Raw genomic sequence first — 19654 nt, forward strand, 5'->3', positions numbered from 1 at the left:
CTCCAGGCCCCCATCAGCCCCTTCCCCCCACACGAACTCACCGACGCCGAGGTCGAGCAGACCATCGCCGACTACACCCGCACCGCCCTCCTCGCCCGCCAGGCCGGCTACGACGGCGTGGAGATCATGGGCTCCGAGGGCTATCTGATCAACGAGTTCATCGCGGCCCGAACCAACCACCGCACCGACCGCTGGGGCGGCTCCTACGAGAACCGCATGCGCTTCCCCGTCGAAATAGTCCGCCGCGTACGCGAAGCGGTCGGCGAGGACTTCATCGTCATCTACCGCCTGTCGATGCTGGACCTCGTCCCCGGCGGCTCCACCCTCGACGAGGTGATCACCCTCGCCCGAGCCGTCGAGTCGGCCGGCGCGACCATCATCAACACGGGCATCGGCTGGCACGAGGCCCGCATCCCCACCATCGCCACCTCGGTGCCGCGCGGCGCGTACACCTGGGTGACGAAGAAGCTCATGGGCGAGGTCGGCATCCCCCTGGTGACCACCAACCGCATCAACACCCCTGAAGTCGCCGAGGAGTTGCTCGCCGACGGATACGCGGACATGGTGTCGATGGCCCGCCCGATGCTCGCGGACCCCGACTTCGTCAACAAGGCGCGCGACGGGCGCCCGGAGGCGATCAACACCTGCATCGGCTGCAACCAGGCCTGTCTGGACCACACCTTCAGCGGGAAGATCACCTCCTGTCTGGTCAACCCGCGCGCCTGCCACGAGACGGAACTCGTCCTCTCACCGACCAAGCTGCGCAAGCGTGTTGCCGTCATAGGCGCCGGCCCCGCCGGACTCGCCTGCGCGGTCTCCGCCGCCGAACGCGGCCACCACGTCACCCTCTTCGACGCCGCCCCCGAGATCGGCGGCCAGCTGAACGTCGCCCGAAAGGTCCCCGGCAAGCAGGAGTTCGACGAGACCCTGCGCTACTTCCGCCACCAGCTCGACGCCCACGGCGTGGACGTACGTCTCAACACCCCGGTCAGCGCAGCCGACTTGGCAGACCACGCGGCCTACGACGAGGTCGTGGTCGCCACCGGCGTCACCCCCCGTACCCCCGACATCCCCGGGGTGGACCACCCGAGCGTCGTCGGCTACCTCGACGTGCTGCGCGACAACGCGCCCGTCGGTGACCGCGTCGCGATCCTCGGTGCGGGCGGCATCGGCTTCGACGTCGCCGAGTACCTCACCGACGGCCGCGACAAGACGAGCGAGGACCCGGCGGCGTACTTCCGCGCCTGGGGCGTCGACATGGACTACCGCACCGCCGGCGGCCTGGCCGCACCCGAGCGCCCGGCGCCGCCGCGCAGCGTCCACCTGCTCCAGCGCAAGGAGTCCAAGGTCGGCGCCGGACTCGGCAAGACCACCGGCTGGATCCACCGCACGGAGCTCAAGCACCGGGGCGTCGCCATGGTCGCGGGGGTCCAGTACGACGGGATCGACGACGCCGGCCTGCACGTCACCGTCGACGGCACCGCCACGGTCCTGCCGGTCGACACCGTCGTCCTGTGCACCGGCCAGGACCCGCGCCGCGACCTGTACGACGAGCTGCTCGCCACCGGCCGCAGCGTGCACCTGATCGGCGGCGCGGACGTGGCCGCCGAACTGGACGCCAAACGAGCCATCAAGCAGGGCACCGAACTGGCAGCGACCCTCTGAACCCCGCACAAGCCCACAACCACAGGCCGACCACCGCCACCACAAACCTCACCCCCCTCACCACCGCTCCCTAGGATTCACCCATGTCCCTCCCGCACGCGATCCTCACCGCCCTGCTCGAAAAGCCGTCCTCAGGGCTGGAGCTGACCCGCCGTTTCGACAGGTCGATCGGCTACTTCTGGTCGGCGACGCATCAGCAGATCTATCGCGAGCTGGGAAAACTGGAGGCCGAGGGACACATCCGCGCGCTGCCCGCCGAGCAGCCGGCCCGCGGGCAGAAGAAGAGCTACGAGGTCCTGCCGACGGGCCGCGCCGAGCTGGCCCGCTGGACCGCCGCGTCCCAGGACCCGAAGCCCCACCGCGACACGATGCTGCTGCGCCTGCGCGCCTCGGCGGTCGTCGGCACCGAAGGCATCGAGACCGACCTGCGTCGTCATCTCGCCCTGCACCAGCAGCAGTTGACCGAGTACGAGGAGATCGAGGCGCGCGATTTCCAGCCCGTCCGCGACACCGCCCAGGACCGTCTGCGGCACCTGGTCCTGCGTGCGGGCATCGACCTGGAGACCTTCTGGACCCAGTGGCTCACCCACGCACTGTCGGAGTTCGCGCGACTGCCCGACGAAACGACGTGAGCGCCCTGTCCGGGGCGGGACTCGGACAGGGCGCTCACAGGCAGTGGTTCCTCAGAGCTCTCGGAGCCGGAGGAATTGAGGAACTAGAGCCGGAAGACGTCGAGGAAAGAGCTCCAGAACCCCTTCTTGCGCTGGTCCTGACGGGACGCCGGGACGCCCTGCGTCGGCTGCGGGGCCGGACGGTGTAGCGGTTCCGCCGCCGGCATGGGCGCCTGGTTGCGCAGGGCCGCCGCCACCCGGGTCGCCGGCGTCGGGCTGAACCGCACCGGGAGCGTGGCCAGCGCGCGGTGGAAGGGGCCGGGGCGCCACAGCAGGCTGTCCTGCGGGACCGCGAGGGTCAGGTCGGGCAGCGCGTTGAGGATCTTCTCGATCGCCGTGAGCGTGATGACCTGCGCCGGGTCCTTGGCGGGGCAGGCGTGCGGTCCCGCGCCGAAGGCCAGGTGCGCGCCCTTGCTCGCCATCTGGCGGGCCTCGTTGAGGGCCGGGTCGCTGTTCGCGGCGGCGAAACTGATGACGATCGGGGTGTTCGCGTCGACCGGTACGCCGCCGAGGTCGACGTCCTGCAACGGGTAGTGCGTCGCGTAGTTGGCGATGGGCGGGTTGTTCCACAGCACGTGCTCGATGGCTTCCTCGACCAGCATGCCGCTGTCACGATCGGACTGGCCGTCGGACAGCAGCAGGAGCAGGGCGCTGGCGATGAGGTTGCGCTGAGGTTCGAGGCCCGCGCCCATCAGCACGATCAGCTGGTCCCTCAGCTCCTCGTCGTTGAGGCCTGCGGGGTGCTGGATGAGCCAGGAGGTCACGTCCTCGCCGGGCTCGCGGCGCTTGAGCGTGATCAGCTCCTGGAGGCAGCCGGCGACCTGCTCGATGCCCTTGAGGGCGTCGTCCTGACCGTCGAACATGGCGGACATGCCGGTGGTGAGACGGTCGCCGATGTCGGCCGGGCAGCCGAAGATCTTGTTGAACAGCAGCAGCGGGATCAGCTTGGCGTAGTCGTTGAGGAGGTCGGCCCGGCCGCGCTCGCTGAACTGGTCGATCAGGTAGTCGGCGATGGGCTCGACGTCCCGCCGGATACGGCTGATGTTCAGCTTGGCGAGGCTCTCGGTGACGGCCTTGCGCAGCCGCAGGTGCACCGCGCCGTCCGTGAACAGGACGTTGGGCCGGTACGCCATCATCGGCAGGACGGGGCTGTCGAGGGAGATCCGGCCCTCGTTCAGCGCGGTCCAGCGGCGCGAGTCACGGGCGAACAGGGTGGTGTTCTGGAGCACCCTGAGAGCCATCTCGTGCTGGACGACGAGCGTGGCGTCCACACCCGGGGCGAGCTCGACGGGCGCCGCCGGGCCGTGGGCGCGCAACTGGTCGTAGATGCGGTGCGGTTCGGCGGCGAAGTCGGTGCCGTGCATGGGGCATCTGGCGGGAGCGCTCGGCGTGGCACCCGCGTGCTGTGTGTCCATGGAGGTTCCTTAGGGTTCCCCGCGCCTCGGGGGCGGGGGACGGGGGTGAGGAAAAGTCTTGTACGGGGCCCTGGTCCGGATGGTCCGGGCCCCAGCCCGGAGCGCGCCGCCCGGCTCCCGGTCCCGGCCCCCCGTCCGGGCCCCTTGGCGGGAGGGGCCCGAAAGGGAGGGACCGGGGCTCAGGCCGCGCGGGTGAGCAGGTGCTGGACGAGGGCGATCAGCGCTCTCGCCGAGGACGTCTGGTCCCGGGCGTCGCAGTAGACGACCGGGGTGTCGGGCAGCAGGTCGAGGGCCTCGCGGATCTCGTCCTCGTCGAACTCGCCGGACTCCGGGTCGAAGGTGTTGACGGCGATGGCGTACTCCAGGCCGTACTTCTCGACCAGGTCGATCACCGGAAACGTTTCGGCCAGCCGGGACGGGTCGACCAGGAGCAGTGCGCCGAGCGCGCCGCGGGCCATGTCCTCCCACAACTGCATGAAGCGCTGCTGACCGGGCGTACCGAAGAGGTAGAGCACCAGTTCGTCGCTCAGTGTGAGCCGGCCGAAGTCCAGCGCGACCGTGGTCGTCACCTTGTCCGGCGCGCCCTTCAGGTCGTCCACGTGGGCGGACGCCTGGGTCATCTTCTCCTCGGTGCGCAGCGGGGCGATCTCCGACAGCGAGCCGATATAGGTGGTCTTGCCCACGGCGAAGTGCCCTACGACAAGGATCTTCGCGGTGGTGGTGACCGCGTCTGAGACGTAGATCGTCTCAGCCGTAGAGCGATTCGAGTCCATGCAGCACCTTTTCGATGATTCCTCTGTCGACGGACTGGGCGCGGGGGGGCGCGGCACGGCGCAGGAGATGACCCTGTTCGAATAAATCGGTCAGCAGCAGTCGGGCGACTCCCACTGGCAGCGACAGATGCGCGGCGACCTCGGCGACGGAGAGGTAGCCGCCGCCGCACAGGTCCCAGATGGCCCGCACCTCGGGGCTGGCGCCGAGCGGCATCTCCCGGTCGGGGGCCAGTGTGACCAGGGTGTGCAGGGACAGATCATCGGCGGTCGGCAGCCGCCGGCCGCCCGTGATGACGTACGACCGGACGAAGTCGCTGGTGACCGTGACCGGGGTTTCCTCGCCGTGCGCGTTCATGCGTCCGCACCGGCGTTCTGACGAGGCGGGGTGGTCATCGCCTTGCCGAGCGCCCCCACCTGCTGCTGCATCCGGAACGACATGGCCTCCATGTCGACGTCCAACGCGGCCGACACGGCGAGGTAGGCACCGCTGCCGGCGGCTATCAGGAAGATCCAGCCGCCGTCGTACTCGATGAGCGTCTGCTTCCACAGCCCGAGTCCGTAGCCGACGAAGGGGGCGACGGCCCGGCTGAGGGACTGCATGGAGCTCATCGCGGCGGCGTTGGTCTCGGCCTCGTCGCGCTCGATGTCGCTGGACCGCTCGAGGAGCAGGCCGTCGGCCGAGACGAGGATCGCGTGACGGGCGCCGCGCACCTGCAGCACATCGTTCAGCACCCACGACAGATCGGGATTCACTGGTCCTGTGGTCCTTCCATGGTCGTCGTGTCCCGCCCAAGCAGCGTTCCGCGCTGGAACGCGCCGATGCGTGAGGCCGTCACCTCGTTGTTGTGCTCCGGCTGGGCCGGTTCCGCCGGCGGTGGCACCACCGCGACCGGGCTGCCGCGCCGCCGCCGCTTGGGCAGGCCGCCGGCGGTCGTCCCGATGGGACGCTGCGGTGCGCCCGGCGTGGCCACCGGGGTCAGCCGCTGCGGGGCCGCGGCAGCGGCCTCGGCCTGGGGTTCGGGCTTCGCGCGCCCGCCCTCGGGCTCGGGAGTGTCCGTCGTCAACAGGTTCTCAGGCAAGAGAATCACCGCCCGTACGCCGCCGTAGGGGGACACCGAATCGACCGAGACCTTGAACCCGTACCGGGTGGCGAGCATCCCGGACACGGCGAAGCCGAACTTCGGCGGGTCGCCGAGGCTCGTGATGTCGACCGGTGCCTGCGGGGAGAGCAGGACGCTGGCGCGCGCCTTCTCCTCCGTGTTCATACCGAGGCCGGCGTCGTCGACGATCAGGCAGACCCCGGTGGGTACGGCCTGGATGTTGATGTCGACGCGGGTGCCGGGCGCGCTGTAGTTGGTGGCGTTGGCCAGCAGTTCGGCGAGGACGACCGCGATGGGCTCGACGGCCCGGCTGGCGACCGAGACGTTGACCTGGGTGTTGATGGTGACGCGGTCGAAGTGCTTGATGCGGCCCTGCGCACTGCGGGCCACGTCGAACACGGAGGCGGTTCTCTCGCGTCGCCCGAGCCAGCCGCCGCACAGGACGGCGATGCCCTGCGCGCGGCGGCCGAACTGGCTGTTGGTGTGGTCGATCATCATCAGGTCGCTGAGGACCTGTTCGTCGTCGCCGTAGCGGCGCTGCGACTTCTCGATGATGAGCTGCTGTTCGTCGGCGAGTACCTGGAGCGTCCGCATCGCGGACTTCAGTACGGCCTTGGTGTCTTCCTCCGCATCCTTGCGTACCGCCGCGAGGTCGCCCGCGTGCTGTGCGTTCAGCTGGGTGTATTCCGCATAGAGGCGGTCGCGTTCACTCTGGGCGGCTTCGCGGGCACTCTGCAGGTCGTTGCTCTTCCTGCGGAGCGCCATGTTGGTTCTACGGGCCCGCATCACTGCGACGACCGCAGCGACCAAGACCACGAGCAAGATCCACAGCAGCGGATCCTGGATCAATGACGTCATGAGACTCTCTTCAAGTCGCCTAGCGACAGGAGCAGTTGCGGTCGTTGGGTCCTGGCCTGTAACTCGGGCCGTGCCCGGTGGCGAACCTTACCGGCGGACCAACTCAGCCACTCCTTCGCGATGGGGCCCTTAGAGACTGCCCCCGTGCGCGTGGCGCGCCTCAGCCTACTGAAAGTGGGATGATCTTATCAGTCAAGCGAGCGTCAAAAAGGTTCCACTTGCGCTCACTTGGAGACCTTCACACAGGATTCGCGAAAGAGTCCACGAGAGTTACGGACCCGATACCGTCCGGGACCGTCCGGGCGTGGACGCGCGAAAGCCCGCCCCCCTTGTCTGCTGCCTTCCGGGGAGCGGGCTCGGAGCGAACTCTCAGGCGGCGTCGGCGCTGAGGCCGGCCTCGGCGGGCCGCCAGTAGACGCCCGCGCTACGCCGCAGATGCCCGAGGTCCACCAGATGCCGACGCAGCGTCACATGGTCGATATGGCTCGCGCCCTCGCACCACACCCGCAGCCGCTCGTCGACGAGCCGCTCGGCGTACTCCACGCCGGGCTCGAAGGTCTCCTCGGCGATGTGCCGGAGCACGATCACCTTCCGGCTCCAGCGGGCGGGCAGCCGCACGAGCGAGCCGCCTTCCCGTACGAAGGTCCGCAACACGTTCTCGGTCTGCTGCCGCTCGGTCTGCTCGGCTCGGTCGGATGCCATGACCGGAGGCTAACCCGTGCGCGAGCGACCGCCCACCACTTTTGCCGTCACCACCGCGCCAGGACGCTCTTCGAAAAGGGTGACGCCCGGCTGAACGCCGTTACCAGGTGTGAGCGGGCGCGTTGTAGGGGAAGTGCGGGCGCGAGTCGAGCGCCCGTCCCCATCGAACCAAAGGAGAACGTGATGTCTCGCATCGCGAAGGCAGCCGTCGCCGCTCTCGGCACCGGTGCCGTGGTGCTCGCCGGCGCCGGTATGGCCACGGCTGACGCGGACGCCCAGGCCGCAGCCGTCGGCTCGCCCGGCGTCCTGTCCGGCAACGTCCTGCAGGTTCCGATCCACGTCCCCGTCAACGTGTGCGGGAACTCGGTCAGCGTGATCGGTCTGCTGAACCCGGCCTTCGGCAACACCTGCGTCAACGTCAGCAAGCACGAGCACAAGGGCAACCCCGGCCCGAGCCACGGCTCCAGCGGCTACGGCGGCTGACACGCCGTACGGCAAGCACCGGAAGAGCCCCGACGGACCCACCGTCGGGGCTCTTCCGCATCCGTACCGCTTGGACCCGTACCCGCTGGACCCGTACCTCTCGCGGATACCTCTTTTACGCGTACCGGTAGACCCCGCTGTGGTCCTCCAACTGGTCCGGCGTCAGGTCCCACGGCGGCAGCGTCTCGTGCCGGGCGACGACCCGGCCGCGCTGCGCGTCGCCGATCCGCGGCGGCCGGTCGGGCAGATAGCGGGCGCCGGCCCCGTGCCGCTGCTGCCAGCGCGACCAGCACAGGTCGACGAAGGCGTGGTGCAGCCAGAAGACGGGGTCGTTGACGGAGGCGCCGCCGACCATGTGTCCGCCGACCCAGCGGTGGACGCGGTTGTGGTTGCGCCAGGAGGTGGAGCCCCGCCCGCTGCCCCACCCTTCGAGCTTGTTGCGGAACCCCTTCGCGGACTTCGAGTTCCACGGCGACACGTCGTAGACGGGATCGGCGAGGGCCGCGTCCACGTCCCGCCGGGTCGGCAGGGAGAGCGGCTCACGGCGGCGGCCGATATCCCGGGTGAGGAACTCGCCGTCGGTGACGCTCTCCCTGATGGTCCAGTCGCCGTTGTCGTAGGCGAACGGCCCGGTCATCACCCGTTGGTCGGAGGGCCGCCCGGTGCCCCCGAGCAGATCCTCGCTCCACGGCGCCCCGGCCGTCGTCCGGTCCCGGGTCCAGTCCCAGTACGGCAGCGTCACCGACGGGTCGACCCGCTGCAACGCCTCCTCCAGATCCAGCAGGAACCGCCGGTGCCAGGGCAGGAAGGAGGGCGCCATATGGGCCGTACGCAGCCCTTTCTCGCCGTCGGAGACGAAGTACTCGATGTGCGTGCGCACGAATTCGTCGTACTCGCCCCGCCGTTTGAGCTCCAGCAGCGCCCCGACGAACCGCCGCCGCTCACCGCGCGTCAGCGTGCTGACATCCTTACGCGTGTACGCCACCACGGCCCCCTTCCCCGCTGGCGACCGTCAACCGCCGCCCGGGCCCCAGCTCGTCGACCGCCGCACGGGCCGCCTCCAGAGCCGTGGGGTACGAGCGGTAGTGGTCGACCATGCTCAGATACGTCCCGTCCGCGCGCCGCATCAGATGCAGTGGCCGCCCGTCCACGGTGACGTGCCACTGCCCCTGCAGGGGGGCGCGCAGGGCCTGCGCCATGTGGTCGAGGTGATCCGCGCCACCGGCGTCGGCCTTCATACCGCGCAACCGGCGGCCCCGGTACGTCTCGTCGAAGGTCGGTGCCTCGTCGTCACCCCACTCATGCCGGGGCCACGCGGCGGCGACGACCGGGACGACGGCCAGGGCGAGGGCCGACACGCACAGGGCGCGCAGCGCGTCCCGCCGCGTTCCGGAACAGGCACGGGGCCCTTTTGCGCCCTGCGGCTCTCTGCTGACGAACAACTCTCTTTCCCCATTTCGTCATTCGGATCGTTCACCGGCGGCGCACGCCGGGACCGCGCCCGGGTGTCGACCCCGGGCCCAGAAGGTCGAGTTCGTCAGGTCCGGCGCTGGTCCGCGGCTACATCGACCCCAGGCCGAGGACGCCCGTGGGGGCGGTCTGCAGCAGCGGTGTGAGGACGGCGGCCTGTGGCTCCTTGAGCGTCGGCAGGCCGAACACCTCGGACTTCGGCGCGGTCAGCGGGGTGTCCACGGACAGGCCGGGGGTCAGGGTCCGCAGGTCGGCCGCGGGGACGCTGACACCGGCCTCGTCGAAGCCCTTGCCGACCACCTGCGACAGCGGCGCCTCGGCCGACAGACCGGGCAGCGCGGCACCCATCGGCACCTGCGGCAGCGTGCTGGCCGGGAGCATCTGCCCCTCGGCGTACCGCGGCCCCTCAGGTACGCCCGGCGTCAGCACCGGCAGTTCGCCGCCGACCTTGGGCAGGCTCACGTTGAGGGACTTCTCGACGCCGTCCAGAGGGACGGGTACGGGGACCGTGCCGGCCGCCACGGCGGGGGCCGCGGCGCCCACCGCCGCCGCCACGCCGGTGAGGACAGCGGTGGCAAGGGTTCGAGTGGTCGACTTCATGGCAAGTACGGTCCTTATCAGGAATCGGGGTGTTCATCCGTACCGCGTAACGATCCTGGGAACCGCATCAGCAGGAGATTCCCCCGGGTGGTGCATTAGTCGTCCGATCAGCCCGGAAGGGCGACCCGGCCCGGGCAGCCGATCCGCCGGTCCGTGCCCCCCGGACTTCGCCCCCTGCCCGCCGACCGTCAGCGCAGGCTGCGGGCCGGGAGGATGACGTGGGCGGCGGCCGTCAGGGTCTCCTCGGCGCCCGCGAAGGCAGCCAGCGCCTCCGGCTCGATGGGCTTGCCGGGCTGGGCCTCGGGCCAGGGGCGGGCGGTGAACACGAGGTAGGCGAAGCCTCGTTCGGCGACCGCGGTGAGCCACTCGGCGGGCGGCACGCACTGGGCGTTGAGCTGCGGCATGGTGACGACGGCCGAACCGGACTCGACGAGCAGGCTGACCGGCAGGCTCGGCCTGGTCGAGCCGTCGATGATGTCACCGCCGATCGGCAGACCGGTGTTGGCGAGGAGCTGCTCGACGGCGACGGACGCGGCCTCCGGGCCGCCCTCGCCGTCGCCGAGGGAGTAGGCGAGGAGGTAGGGCATGTCGCCGTCGGGGGCCTCACCGCTCCAGGCCATCACGACGAGCGTGCCCAGGTCGGCGATGCGGAAAGGGCGCGTTTCGCTTGAGGTTGAGGTCACCGCGAAACCTTATCGACGGTATTTGACGCGTCCGGCCGGGTTATCACTCGACCGGGGGATTTCCAGACGGTATCCACACGAAAGAGGGACGGGGTTCGAACAACGTGAAGGACCGATTCCGCGCGGCGAAATCGGTCCTTTCACCACTCGCGTCAGCCCTGGAGGGGAAGGCCGCCGAGCAGCCCGCCGTTGGAGTTGAGGGCGGTCGTCGCGCCCTTCACCGTGCTGAGCACCGAGCCCTTGTTCTCGGTGTCGAGCGCGTTCGACTGGTGCTGAAGCGGCTGCAGCTGCTCTACGTCGATGGGGCCCTTGGTGAGCGTGTTGACGGCGCCGTTGAGGCTGGTGGGCGTGAGGTCGGCGGTGTCTTGGGCGAACGCGGGCGCGGCGGCTCCGGCGAGGACCAGGGACCCGGCAACGACAGCGGCAGCCTTCAGGGACTTCATCGTGTTCCTTTCTTCGGCAACTCATGTCACCAGAGGGAATTCTGTCGCCGTGTCTAACGAGCCCCGGTCGCGGCGGAAACCCCGTACGCAGAAATTTCTGCGGGGCCAAAAGAAAAGCCGTGGTACCGGCCGGTGGAATTACCGGCCGGCACCACGACAGCGCCCTATCGGGTCGGCATCGGCAGCGTCGACGCCGGGACCGGCAGCTTCTGCGCCGTCGGCAGCTTGGGCAGCGTCGGCAGGCCCGCCAGTTCCGGCGCCGGCAGCCCGCCGCCGATCAGGGTGGCGGCGACGACGCCGACGAGGCTCGTCAGTACGTCATTGACGGCCGGGACGACGTTCGCGGCATCGCCGGACGTGGCCGCCTTGAGCAGGGCGTCGACCGACTTCTGCAGCGCGGCGAGCGCGTCGGCCTTGAGGTCGCGCGGGCCCTTGACCGCCTTGACCGCCTTGGCGTCCTTGGCGGGCGCCGGGAGCGTGGAGGCGGAGGCGGCAGGCACCGCGGGCTTCGCCGGGAGCGCGGGGGCCGTCGGAAGGGCGGGGGTGGTCGGCAGAGCCGGGGTCGTGGGGAGCGCCGGATCTGCTGGGGTCGTCGGGGTGGTCGGCAGGACCGGGGTCGTGGGGAGCGCCGGATCTGCCGGGGTCGTCGGGGTGGCCGGCAGGGATACCGGCGGAGTGGCCGGTGCCGGGGCCGCCGGCGAGGCGGCGGTGATGGCCTCCTTCACCGTGTCGCCCAGCTTCGTCGCCTCGTCCATCGACAGCTGGCCGTTGTCCGCCTTGAGCACGGCGTTCAGCAGATCGGTGACGGGGGTCATCACGCCGCCCAGGTCGCCCAGCGACTTGACCTGCGCGAGGACCGTGTCGGCGTTGGGGACGGGCGCCTGGGAAGCCGCGTGGCCGCGCTCACGGGCCGCGTCGCCGTCGGCCGCCAGGGCGGTCGGTGCGCCTATCCCGAGCAGGAAGGTGGCGCAGAGTGCGGTGGACGCGATACGTCGTGCGGGCAGAGCACGCATGGAAGTTCCTTTCGGTGGTGCGGTGGGTGTGCCGGACGGTGTTGTCCGGTCGTGGATCCACCGTCGGTTCCGCCATTGCGTTCTGCAACCGGTCGTACGCGCAAAGTGACGACTCGTCGGTCAGGTCCGGTACATCGTCGCTGGTGAGGCCCTGCATCAAGGCCGCCCGGCGAGTTGGCCGCCCGGCCCTCCATCCGGGGCAAACGCCGGGAACGCGAACCGGCCGCCCTCCCCGAGGGGAGAGCGGCCGACAGAAGGGTCCGCGACGACTTACGTCAGTCGTTGACGCAGGTGTTGCCGAACGCCGGGTTCAGCAGACCGATGACGTTGACGGTGTTACCGCAGAGGTTGACCGGAATGTGAACCGGAACCTGCAGAACGTTGCCCGACAGGACACCCGGGGAGTGGGCAGCGACGGCGTGCGCGTCGCTGTCGGCGGCGGCGACACCGGCGGTACCCGCCACGGCGGCGACGGCAACGGAGGAAAGGGCGAGGCCCTTCGCGATACGCGACATGGAGAAGTGCTCCTTGGAAGTTGTCACAAACACCCAGGCGGGGATGCCCGGCGCTGTGTCAACGCGTGGCGCGCGCCGGAGTTGTGCCGCCAATGGGGTGATATCTCGGATCGCCCCGCTGCACGATTCCGACACAGTCGGCATGAATCACCAAGAAATACGCATAGCGGCTAGAGTGACTCACCGCTTGCCAAGCACCCCATATCCTCCCAAAAGGTCGACCGCCACCCGGAATCCGTCGCCCGAACAGACCGAGAGCGCATGCGGCACCCAACGATTTCCAGATTGTCCGTCCGTCGGTCCACGACCATTTCCCGAAAGGGCAACGCCGGTCATGCGTATTTCCCCGGGTCCTCCGCTGCGCCGTGCGATGGTGGGCGCCTTTGCCCTCGCCGTGATCCTGACTCCGGGAGGGACGGCGACGGCCGGGCCGCCCGCAGGCGGGGAGTCGGAGCACCTTGCTTTCGCCCAGCGGTACCGCGCGCTCCAGCACGGCGGGATCGTCCGCGCGGCCAACGCGTCCATCAGCTGCCGCGCCACCGTCGAAACCTGCGCGGGCGTGCGCGAGGGCGAACACCTCACGACGGCGACGGGCGGCACGAAGGCCGCGGTCAACGGTGACGTCGACATGTTCTACGTCGATGTCGACAGCGATCCGAACACCTACAACTCCAGCCGGGCGGAGGTCCGGGTGCCACCGGGCGGCCGGGTCTCGTACGCGCGGCTGTACTGGGGCGGCAACCTCAAGGTCGGTGAGCAGAAGCCGCCGAAGGACAGCGGGCGGGTGTTGATCGCCGAGCCCGGCGGCCAGTACAAGGAACTGCTCGCGGACTCGGTCGTCGGGCACCGGGTGGCGCACGGCGCCGACGCGTTCCAGGCGTCCGCCGATGTCACGAACCTGGTCCGGGAGAGCGGTTCGGGGCTGTACACGGTCGCGCAGGTCAATGTGGCGATGGGGAGGTCGGCGGCCGGGGCGTGGGGCGGGTGGACGCTGGTCGTGGCGTACGAGAACGCGGCGGAGCCGCTGCGGCACCTCGTCGTGTGGGACGGGTTCGAGGCGCTGCGGGACCAGAAGGGTGACGGTCCGTTGGTCCGGTCGGGCGAACTGGCATTCCCGGCGGGCGCGAACGGGCGCGCGGGGCTGGTCGCCTACAACGGGGACCGCGGCAGCACCGGCGACTCCTTCACGGTGTCCGTCGCGGGGCGCACGACCGCGCTCGGTGACGCGGCCAACCCCTACGACGACCTGCTGAATTCCACCATCGGCGGGGCGGTCTCGGAGCGTGTTCCGGCGTATGCGAACACCCTCGGCTACGACTCCGACATGTTCGAACTGGGTACGGCGCTGCGGCGCGGTGGTGACCAGCTGGCCTTCCGGCTCGTTTCCCAGCGGGACGCGGCGTGGGCCGGCGCACTTTTCGTGGCCGTCGACGCCCCGCAGTAGCCAAGGCGCGTCCAACGCCGCCACCCGTGAGCGAGGAAACCGCGCATGCAACTGATCGCACCCGACCCCAGGCCACGGGTCCTGCACATCACCCAGCCGGTGGACGGCGGGGTGGCCCGGGTCGTGACGGATCTGGCACGTGCCCAGCTCGCCGCCGGTCTGCACGTCACGGTCGCCTGCCCGGACGGCGGTGACCTCCCCGCGCGACTGAGGGCGCTCGGCGCCGACGTACGCGCCTGGCACGCGACCCGCGCGCCGGGGCCCTCGATCGGCGGGGAGGTGCGGCGGCTTCGGCGGGTGGTCGGGGCGGTGCGGCCGGATGTCGTGCACGCGCACAGCGCGAAAGCTGGGCTCGCCGCCCGGCTGGCGGTACGGGGGCGGGTGGCGACGGTGTTCCAGCCACACGCCTGGTCGTTCGAGGCGGTCGGCGGGCCCACCGCGGCACTGGCGCTCACGTGGGAGCGGTGGGGCACGCGCTGGTCCTCCCGGGTGGTGTGCGTGAGCGACGCCGAACGGGCGACGGGGGTGCGCGCCGGGATCGCCGGGCAGTGGCGGGTCATCCCGAACGGCATCGACACCGAACGCTTCCGCCCGGCGGCCACGGACACCGCCGTACGGGCCCTGAACCCGCTGCTCGCGGACGTCGATCCGGCCGCTTTGCTCGTCGTGTGCGTGGGGCGGCTGTGCCGGCAGAAGGGGCAGGACGTGCTGCTCCGGGCGTGGGGCGAGGTCGCGGAGCGGGTGCCGGGGGCGCGGCTCGTGCTCGTCGGCGACGGGCCGGACGCCCGGCGGCTGCGGGCCCTCGCCCCCGACTCCGTGCTGTTCGCGGGGGCCGTCGCCGATGCCGTGCCCTGGTACCGGGCCGCCGATCTGGTCGTCCTGCCCTCGCGGTGGGAGGGCATGGCGCTGGCTCCGCTGGAGGCGATGGCCTGCGGACGCCCGGTGGTCGTCACCGACGTGGACGGCGGGCGCGAGTCGCTGCCCGCCGCTCTCGCCCCGCGCTGTCTGGTGCCGGCCGAGGACCCCGCCGCGCTGGCCCGGACCGTCTCCGAACTGCTGCTCGACCCGCCGCTGCGTGAGTCGCTGGGGCAGCTGGGGCGCCGGCACGTCCTGTCCGCGCACGACGTACGGCACACCGCCAAGGCCGTCGCGGACGTGTACCGCGAGCTGATCACCGCGCACGCCGTGCCGCCCGTGCGCGCCGAGTACAGGGAGTCCATCCACTCGTGACTGCGGAAAGTACCGTCCCCTCCCCCGGCGGAGGGCCGCGGGAGCACGGATTCTCGACCGTATCCGCCGTATCGGTCATCCCGCCCCGCGGGTCCGCCGGCGACTTCAGATTCCCGGCCGGCCGGCGCCCCGCGCTGCGTCCGGCCTCTCCGCTGCCGCTGCTCGCCGCGGACGGCATCGCCGCCCTGCTCGGTGTCCTGGCGCTCACCGGCCCCCAGCGGCACCCCGTTCTCGTCGGCGTGCTGCTGATCGGTGTGGTCGCGCTGAACGCGCGGGCCTCGCTGTACCGGCCCGAGTCCATGCCGGCGTTCCTCGACGAACTTCCCGCCGTCTGTGGCCGGATCACGCTGGGCTGGCTGTCGCTCGCCGCCCTGGTCGGGGCGATCGAGCCCGTCGACGCGCTGTCCGCGCACACCCTTGTCCTGGGCTGCGCGGTACAGGCGACGGCGAGTGCGGCGGGCCGCGCGACCGTCCACTGGTGGCGGCGCCGGGCACTGCTGCGCCGCCCGCACACCGCCCTCGTCATCGGCCCGGCCGGCACCGCACGGCGCGTCGCCACCGCGTTCCTGCGCCACCCGGCGTGCGGGCTCCGGCCGGTGGGCCTGGTCACCGACCACCCCGACGGCATGGTGGGCCTGCCCGTGCTGACCACCGGCGAGGAGGTCCAGCGGGCGCTGATCCAGAACGGCGTCCGCGCCGTGCTCGCCGTCCACCCCTCCGTACGGACCGAACAGGGGCCGCTGCTGCGGGCGTTGGCCGAGTCGGGCTGCACGGTGTGGGAGGTCGACGCCGAGTCGCCCTCGTACGAGAACGCCGAGCGGCTCGCCGGGTTCTCCTGCCGGCGGCTCGCGATGGGACCGGACCGGCCGGGCAGCCTCGGCAAGCGGCTGCTCGACGTGACCGTCTCCGGGACCCTGCTCCTGCTGATCTCGCCGCTGCTGCTGCTGTGCGCGGTGGTGCTGCGGCTGACCGACGGGCCGGGGGTCGTCTTCAAGCAGGAGCGCATCGGCAAGGACGGGCGGCCCTTCACCCTCCTCAAGTTCCGCACCCACCGCCCGGTCGACGAGATGGAGTCGGCGACCCGCTGGAGCGTCGCCGACGAGCGGCGCATGAACTGGTTCTGCCGTCTCCTGCGCCGCACCTCGACGGACGAGCTCCTCCAGCTGTGGAACGTCTTCTGGGGCGACATGAGCCTGGTCGGTCCGAGGCCCGAACGCCCTTACTTCGTCGCCAAGTTCAGCCAGACCTACCCGGGCTACGCGGCCCGCCACCGGATGCAGACCGGTATCACCGGGCTCGCCCAGATCCACGGGCTGCGCGGTGACACCTCGATCGAGGACCGCTGCCGGTTCGACAACGCGTACATCGACAACTGGTCGCTGTGGCAGGACATCTGCATCCTGCTGCGCACCGCCGCCACGCTCGTCCGCCCGACAGGAAGTTGAGCGCAGTGAGCCACAGCCCCGTGCTGACGTTGCCGCGCCGCGTGCCCTTCACGTATGTCGCGTCCATCGCTCCGCTCCTGCCCGTGATCCTGGTGATCGCCCTGCTCACGCTGCCGGCCGCACAGGGCGCCGACGGCGGAGCGACCCCGGCCGACGCCGTCTCCGGGCTGCTGGTCCTGTACTGCGCGATCCGGCTCGTACGGGAGCGGCGGCGCCCGCTGTCCCGTACGGCCGCCGTGGTGCTCGGGCTGCCGGTGGTCGGGCTCGCGGTCGCGGCCGTGGGCGCGTCGTCGCCCGCGGCCGGGATCGGGGGCCTGGGGCGCTACCTCCAGATCTTCGTGCTGGTCCCGGCGTCCGTGGTGCTGCTGGTCCGGGACCGCCGCGACTTCCGGGTGCTGGCCTGGGCGTTCGTCGCCTTCGCCCTGTTCCAGGGGGCGGTCGGGGTGCACCAGTACGCGACCGGGACCGGCGCCTCCTACCAAGGCGAGGACCTCCGGGCGGTGGGCACCTTCGGGCCCGCCGACGTGATGGGCATGGCGACCGTGGTGGCCTTCGGGCTGATGTGCGCGGTGGGGCTTGCCCTTGGGGCAACTGCCGCTCGGCAGCGGGCCGTTGCCGCCGGTTGCGCCCTGGTCCTCCTCGCGCCGCTCGCCGTCTCCTTCAGCCGGGGCGCATGGATCGCCACGGCGGCGGCCGTCACGCTGCAACTGGCGCTGGCCGGGATGCGGCGCGCGCTGACGGTGGGCGCGGTGGTGGCCGCCTCGGCGGTGGTCCTGGTCGGCGGCCTCGGTATCGGTACGGCGATGTTGCAGGAGCGGATCAGCAGCATCGGCCAAGTCGCGGACGCCCCCGACCAGTCGGTCACCGACCGGTACACGATGTGGGCGGCGGCGACCGACATGTGGAGCGAACACCCGCTCATCGGCGTCGGGTTGAAGGGCTTTCCCGAACATCGGGACGGACACGCCTCGTTGGCGCTGTCCTCGGGCAGTGACACGGAGGGCGCGGGCGCCGCGTTCCGCAAGCAGCCGCTGCTGTCCCCGCACAACATGTATCTGCTGGTGCTCAGCGAGCAGGGCCTCATCGGGCTGCTGGCCCTCGGCGGCAGCTGGCTGGCGCTGCTGGTGTGCGGCCTGCGGGGGCTGGTGCGGGCCCGGCGGTCGTCGTCCGGCGACGGGCTCGACTGCGCGCTCGCCGCCTGCGGACTGCTGATCTGGCAGTTGATCGACTTCCTGTACGCCGACATCGGCGGGCCCGCGACCGTACTGACCGCCGTCGCCTTCGGGTTCGTCGCCTGGTGGGCCCTCGTCGGCGCCGACGACCTGCAGAAGGCCTCGGCGCGATGACCGTGACGCCTCCTGGGACGGGGGGAGAGATCAGGGTGACGCTGCCCTCGGCACGCGCCGCATCGCCGGTCACGAAGGGAAGCGGAGAGGAAGGGGAACACGATGCCGGCAGCACCGACAGCCCCGGCGGCGACGGCAGCGCCGGCCACGACACCGCCGAACTGGCCCCCGTTTCCCGGGGGTTCCTCGCCAAGGCCACGCTCGTCACGGCCGTCCTCTCGGTCGCGGGCGCCCTGCTCGGGCTGGTCCGGGACCAGTCGCTGGCCCGGCTGTTCGGGGCCGGCAGTGACACGGACGCCTTTCTGGTCGCGTGGACCGTGCCGGAGTTCGCGTCGACGCTGCTCATCGAGGACGGGCTGGCCTTCGTCCTGATCCCGGCGTTCAGCATGGCGCTGGCCCGGCGCGCCCAGGGTGCCCCGGGCGATCCGGTGCGGGCGCTGGTCGCGACGACGCTGCCCCGGCTGGCGCTGGCGTTCGCGGCGGTCGGCGGCCTGCTGATCGCCACCGCTCCCTACCTGGTCGAGGCGCTCGCCCCCGGCCTGCCCGACCCGTCGCTCGCCGTGGACTGCACCCGCCTCACCGCCACGTGCGTGTTCAGCTTCGGGCTCGCCGGGTACTGCAGTGCGGCCCTGCGCGCGCATCGGCGGTTCCTGGCGCCGGCGGCGATCTACGTCGCCTACAACACCGGCATCATCACGGCGATGTTCGTGCTGGGCGGGCGCTGGGGGGTGCGCTCGGCGGCGGTCGGGGTGGCGGTGGGCGGCGCACTGATGGTCGTCACCCAACTTCCTTCTGTTCTACGACAGTTGCGGCGGCGTCGGTCGGCCGCGGCGGACGAGATCGTGGTGGAGGAGGCGTCTGGGGCGCCGATGGCGTTCGCGCTCGTCGCACCCGTGCTCCTCTTCGCGCTGACCCGGCAGTCGCAGGTGCTCATCGAGCGGTTCCTCGCCTCCACGCTTCCCGCTGGGGCCATCTCGCATCTGAACTACGCGCAGAAGGTCGCGCAGATCCCGATGACGCTGTCGCTGATGCTGTGCACGGTCACCTTCCCGGTGGTCGCGCAGGCCATCGCGCAGGGTGACACCGAGCGGGCCCGCAGCCGGGTGGAGCGCGATATCGCGCTGGCCGCCTGGGTGGTGCTGCTCGGCGCGGCCTCGGTGGTCGCCTGCGCGCCGCAGATCATCGAAGTCCTCTTCCAGCGGGGCGCGTTCACCCCCCGGGACACCGCGGCGACGGCCACCGTGATGCGGGTGTACGCGCTCGGGCTGCTCGGGCACACGCTGGTCGGCGCGCTCGTCCGCTCGTACTTCTCCTCGAACCGGCCCACCTGGTACCCGCTGGCCGCGATGACCGCGGGCATCGTCGCGACGTCCTGGATCGGCGCGTGGACGGTCGGCCCGTGGGGGGTGTGCGGGATCGCCGCCGCCAACGCGGCCGGCATCACCCTGTCGGCGGCGCTGCTGCTGTACGGAATGGGTCCGCGCAGTGTGCCGATCCGGACCCGGCACGTGGTCGTCGAACTGACCAAGCCGGTGCGCGCGACGGTGTGCGCGACGGCCGCCGGGGCGTTCGTGGCCAGCCGGATCGACGGGCCCGTGGCGGGACTCGCCGCCGGTACCGCGACCGTGACCGTCGTCTACTTCCTGCTCGGCCGGCTCATGCGGGCCCAGGCCGTGCAGAGCTTCGTTCTCGCACTCCGTTCCGCACACTCCATGACCCGAAGGCTTTCGCATGTCCGCAAGCGCACCCCTGCCCACGCCCGTCCCCGCCGCCGCTACCGGGTCCGCTGACCGGGCCC

General features: G+C 71.1%; 20 protein-coding genes and 1 pseudogene. 8 read left to right on the plus strand and 13 right to left on the minus strand.

All coding sequences use genetic code 11. The annotated features are described in order from the left end of the window. Nucleotides 1-1665 (plus strand): FAD-dependent oxidoreductase (locus ADL01_RS22305; RefSeq protein WP_053743798.1); only part of this gene is annotated, 1665 nt, incomplete at its 5' end. 83 nt (nt 1666-1748) lie between these two features. Beyond that, nucleotides 1749-2297, plus strand: a complete 549-nt coding sequence (locus ADL01_RS22310) for a PadR family transcriptional regulator (RefSeq protein WP_053743799.1) — start codon at nt 1749-1751, stop codon at nt 2295-2297. An 83-nt stretch (nt 2298-2380) separates the two neighbouring features. Here the strand turns inward: ADL01_RS22310 and ADL01_RS22315 are convergent, their stop codons facing one another. The 6 genes and pseudogenes from ADL01_RS22315 to ADL01_RS22340 form a co-directional block, all read right to left on the minus strand. Continuing rightward, nucleotides 2381-3700, minus strand: coding sequence for a cytochrome P450 (locus tag ADL01_RS22315; RefSeq protein WP_053743852.1), 1320 nt, complete (start codon nt 3698-3700; stop codon nt 2381-2383). Between the two features lie 230 nt (nt 3701-3930). Continuing rightward, nucleotides 3931-4524, minus strand: coding sequence for a GTP-binding protein (locus ADL01_RS22320; protein ID WP_053743800.1), 594 nt, complete (start codon nt 4522-4524; stop codon nt 3931-3933). Continuing rightward, a complete protein-coding gene (locus ADL01_RS22325) occupies nt 4499-4879 on the minus strand; it encodes a DUF742 domain-containing protein (protein WP_053743801.1) in 381 nt (126 codons plus the stop codon). Before ADL01_RS22325 ends, ADL01_RS22320 begins: the two co-directional genes overlap by 26 nt. Next, complete coding sequence (locus ADL01_RS22330; RefSeq protein ID WP_053743802.1) at nt 4876-5277, minus strand: roadblock/LC7 domain-containing protein; 402 nt, start codon at nt 5275-5277, stop codon at nt 4876-4878. The genes ADL01_RS22325 and ADL01_RS22330 overlap by 4 nt, the downstream gene beginning before the upstream one ends. Continuing rightward, the gene (locus ADL01_RS22335) at nt 5274-6482 is read right to left on the minus strand and encodes an ATP-binding protein (protein WP_053743803.1); all 1209 of its coding nucleotides are present in this window, start codon (nt 6480-6482) and stop codon (nt 5274-5276) included. The genes ADL01_RS22330 and ADL01_RS22335 overlap by 4 nt, the downstream gene beginning before the upstream one ends. 369 nt (nt 6483-6851) lie before the next feature. After that, nucleotides 6852-7136, minus strand: a pseudogene (locus ADL01_RS22340) (DUF2087 domain-containing protein); the annotation flags it as partial. Nucleotides 7137-7367: 231 nt separating this feature from the next. Here ADL01_RS22340 and ADL01_RS22345 point away from each other — a divergent pair. Then, on the plus strand, nt 7368-7667 hold the full coding sequence (locus ADL01_RS22345) for a chaplin (RefSeq protein ID WP_053743804.1): 300 nt from the start codon (nt 7368-7370) through the stop codon (nt 7665-7667). Between the two features lie 115 nt (nt 7668-7782). Here the strand turns inward: ADL01_RS22345 and ADL01_RS22350 are convergent, their stop codons facing one another. The 7 genes from ADL01_RS22350 to chpG form a co-directional block, all read right to left on the minus strand. Next, nucleotides 7783-8652, minus strand: coding sequence for a tyrosinase family protein (locus ADL01_RS22350; protein ID WP_053743853.1), 870 nt, complete (start codon nt 8650-8652; stop codon nt 7783-7785). Further along, nucleotides 8636-9109: a tyrosinase family oxidase copper chaperone gene (locus tag ADL01_RS22355; protein ID WP_053743805.1), complete on the minus strand. Its 474-nt coding sequence runs from the start codon at nt 9107-9109 to the stop codon at nt 8636-8638. The genes ADL01_RS22350 and ADL01_RS22355 overlap by 17 nt, the downstream gene beginning before the upstream one ends. Before the next feature lie 118 nt (nt 9110-9227). After that, nucleotides 9228-9737 (minus strand): hypothetical protein, encoded by a 510-nt coding sequence (locus ADL01_RS22360; protein WP_053743806.1) that lies wholly within the window; start codon nt 9735-9737, stop codon nt 9228-9230. A 188-nt stretch (nt 9738-9925) separates the two neighbouring features. After that, nucleotides 9926-10420, minus strand: coding sequence for a DUF5949 family protein (locus tag ADL01_RS22365; RefSeq protein ID WP_053743807.1), 495 nt, complete (start codon nt 10418-10420; stop codon nt 9926-9928). A 152-nt stretch (nt 10421-10572) separates the two neighbouring features. Continuing rightward, on the minus strand, nt 10573-10863 hold the full coding sequence (locus tag ADL01_RS22370) for a hypothetical protein (protein ID WP_053743808.1): 291 nt from the start codon (nt 10861-10863) through the stop codon (nt 10573-10575). A gap of 164 nt (nt 10864-11027) precedes the next feature. Continuing rightward, nucleotides 11028-11876, minus strand: a complete 849-nt coding sequence (locus ADL01_RS22375) for a hypothetical protein (RefSeq protein ID WP_053743809.1) — start codon at nt 11874-11876, stop codon at nt 11028-11030. Between the two features lie 275 nt (nt 11877-12151). Then, complete coding sequence (gene chpG, locus ADL01_RS22380; protein ID WP_053743810.1) at nt 12152-12391, minus strand: chaplin ChpG; 240 nt, start codon at nt 12389-12391, stop codon at nt 12152-12154. Between the two features lie 334 nt (nt 12392-12725). On the opposite strand from chpG, the gene ADL01_RS22385 reads away from it, so the two are divergent. From ADL01_RS22385 to murJ, 5 genes are read left to right on the plus strand one after another with little or no spacing between them, the layout of a single operon-like run. Beyond that, nucleotides 12726-13835: a hypothetical protein gene (locus tag ADL01_RS22385; RefSeq protein ID WP_053743811.1), complete on the plus strand. Its 1110-nt coding sequence runs from the start codon at nt 12726-12728 to the stop codon at nt 13833-13835. A 45-nt stretch (nt 13836-13880) separates the two neighbouring features. Then, nucleotides 13881-15065, plus strand: coding sequence for a glycosyltransferase (locus ADL01_RS22390; RefSeq protein WP_053743812.1), 1185 nt, complete (start codon nt 13881-13883; stop codon nt 15063-15065). Next, entirely contained in the window at nt 15062-16510 is a 1449-nt protein-coding gene (locus tag ADL01_RS22395; protein WP_053743813.1) for an exopolysaccharide biosynthesis polyprenyl glycosylphosphotransferase, read from the plus strand. The genes ADL01_RS22390 and ADL01_RS22395 overlap by 4 nt, the downstream gene beginning before the upstream one ends. 5 nt (nt 16511-16515) lie before the next feature. Further along, on the plus strand, nt 16516-17856 hold the full coding sequence (locus ADL01_RS22400) for an O-antigen ligase family protein (RefSeq protein ID WP_053743814.1): 1341 nt from the start codon (nt 16516-16518) through the stop codon (nt 17854-17856). Next, nucleotides 17853-19646 carry a murein biosynthesis integral membrane protein MurJ gene (gene murJ / locus ADL01_RS22405; protein ID WP_053743815.1) on the plus strand — a complete coding sequence of 598 codons (1794 nt, stop codon included), beginning with the start codon at nt 17853-17855 and terminating at the stop codon, nt 19644-19646. Before ADL01_RS22400 ends, murJ begins: the two co-directional genes overlap by 4 nt. Nucleotides 19647-19654 lie beyond the last annotated feature (8 nt).

Origin of the sequence: Streptomyces sp. NRRL WC-3618 (assembly GCF_001280005.1) — a bacterium.
Taxonomy (GTDB): domain Bacteria; phylum Actinomycetota; class Actinomycetes; order Streptomycetales; family Streptomycetaceae; genus Streptomyces.

Excerpts from the sequence above, each read along its gene's own strand:
- ADL01_RS22325 (WP_053743801.1), bottom strand. The coding sequence starts at position 4,879 with ATGAACGCGCACGGCGAGGAAACCCCGGTCACGGTCACCAGCGACTTC.
- ADL01_RS22345 (WP_053743804.1), top strand. The coding sequence starts at position 7,368 with ATGTCTCGCATCGCGAAGGCAGCCGTCGCCGCTCTCGGCACCGGTGCC.
- chpG (WP_053743810.1), bottom strand. The coding sequence starts at position 12,391 with ATGTCGCGTATCGCGAAGGGCCTCGCCCTTTCCTCCGTTGCCGTCGCC.
- ADL01_RS22390 (WP_053743812.1), top strand. The coding sequence starts at position 13,881 with ATGCAACTGATCGCACCCGACCCCAGGCCACGGGTCCTGCACATCACC.
- ADL01_RS22385 (WP_053743811.1), top strand. The coding sequence starts at position 12,726 with ATGCGTATTTCCCCGGGTCCTCCGCTGCGCCGTGCGATGGTGGGCGCC.
- ADL01_RS22370 (WP_053743808.1), bottom strand. The coding sequence starts at position 10,863 with ATGAAGTCCCTGAAGGCTGCCGCTGTCGTTGCCGGGTCCCTGGTCCTC.
- ADL01_RS22335 (WP_053743803.1), bottom strand. The coding sequence starts at position 6,482 with ATGACGTCATTGATCCAGGATCCGCTGCTGTGGATCTTGCTCGTGGTC.
- ADL01_RS22375 (WP_053743809.1), bottom strand. The coding sequence starts at position 11,876 with ATGCGTGCTCTGCCCGCACGACGTATCGCGTCCACCGCACTCTGCGCC.
- murJ (WP_053743815.1), top strand. The coding sequence starts at position 17,853 with ATGACCGTGACGCCTCCTGGGACGGGGGGAGAGATCAGGGTGACGCTG.
- ADL01_RS22360 (WP_053743806.1), bottom strand. The coding sequence starts at position 9,737 with ATGAAGTCGACCACTCGAACCCTTGCCACCGCTGTCCTCACCGGCGTG.
- ADL01_RS22315 (WP_053743852.1), bottom strand. The coding sequence starts at position 3,700 with ATGCACGGCACCGACTTCGCCGCCGAACCGCACCGCATCTACGACCAG.
- ADL01_RS22320 (WP_053743800.1), bottom strand. The coding sequence starts at position 4,524 with ATGGACTCGAATCGCTCTACGGCTGAGACGATCTACGTCTCAGACGCG.
- ADL01_RS22310 (WP_053743799.1), top strand. The coding sequence starts at position 1,749 with ATGTCCCTCCCGCACGCGATCCTCACCGCCCTGCTCGAAAAGCCGTCC.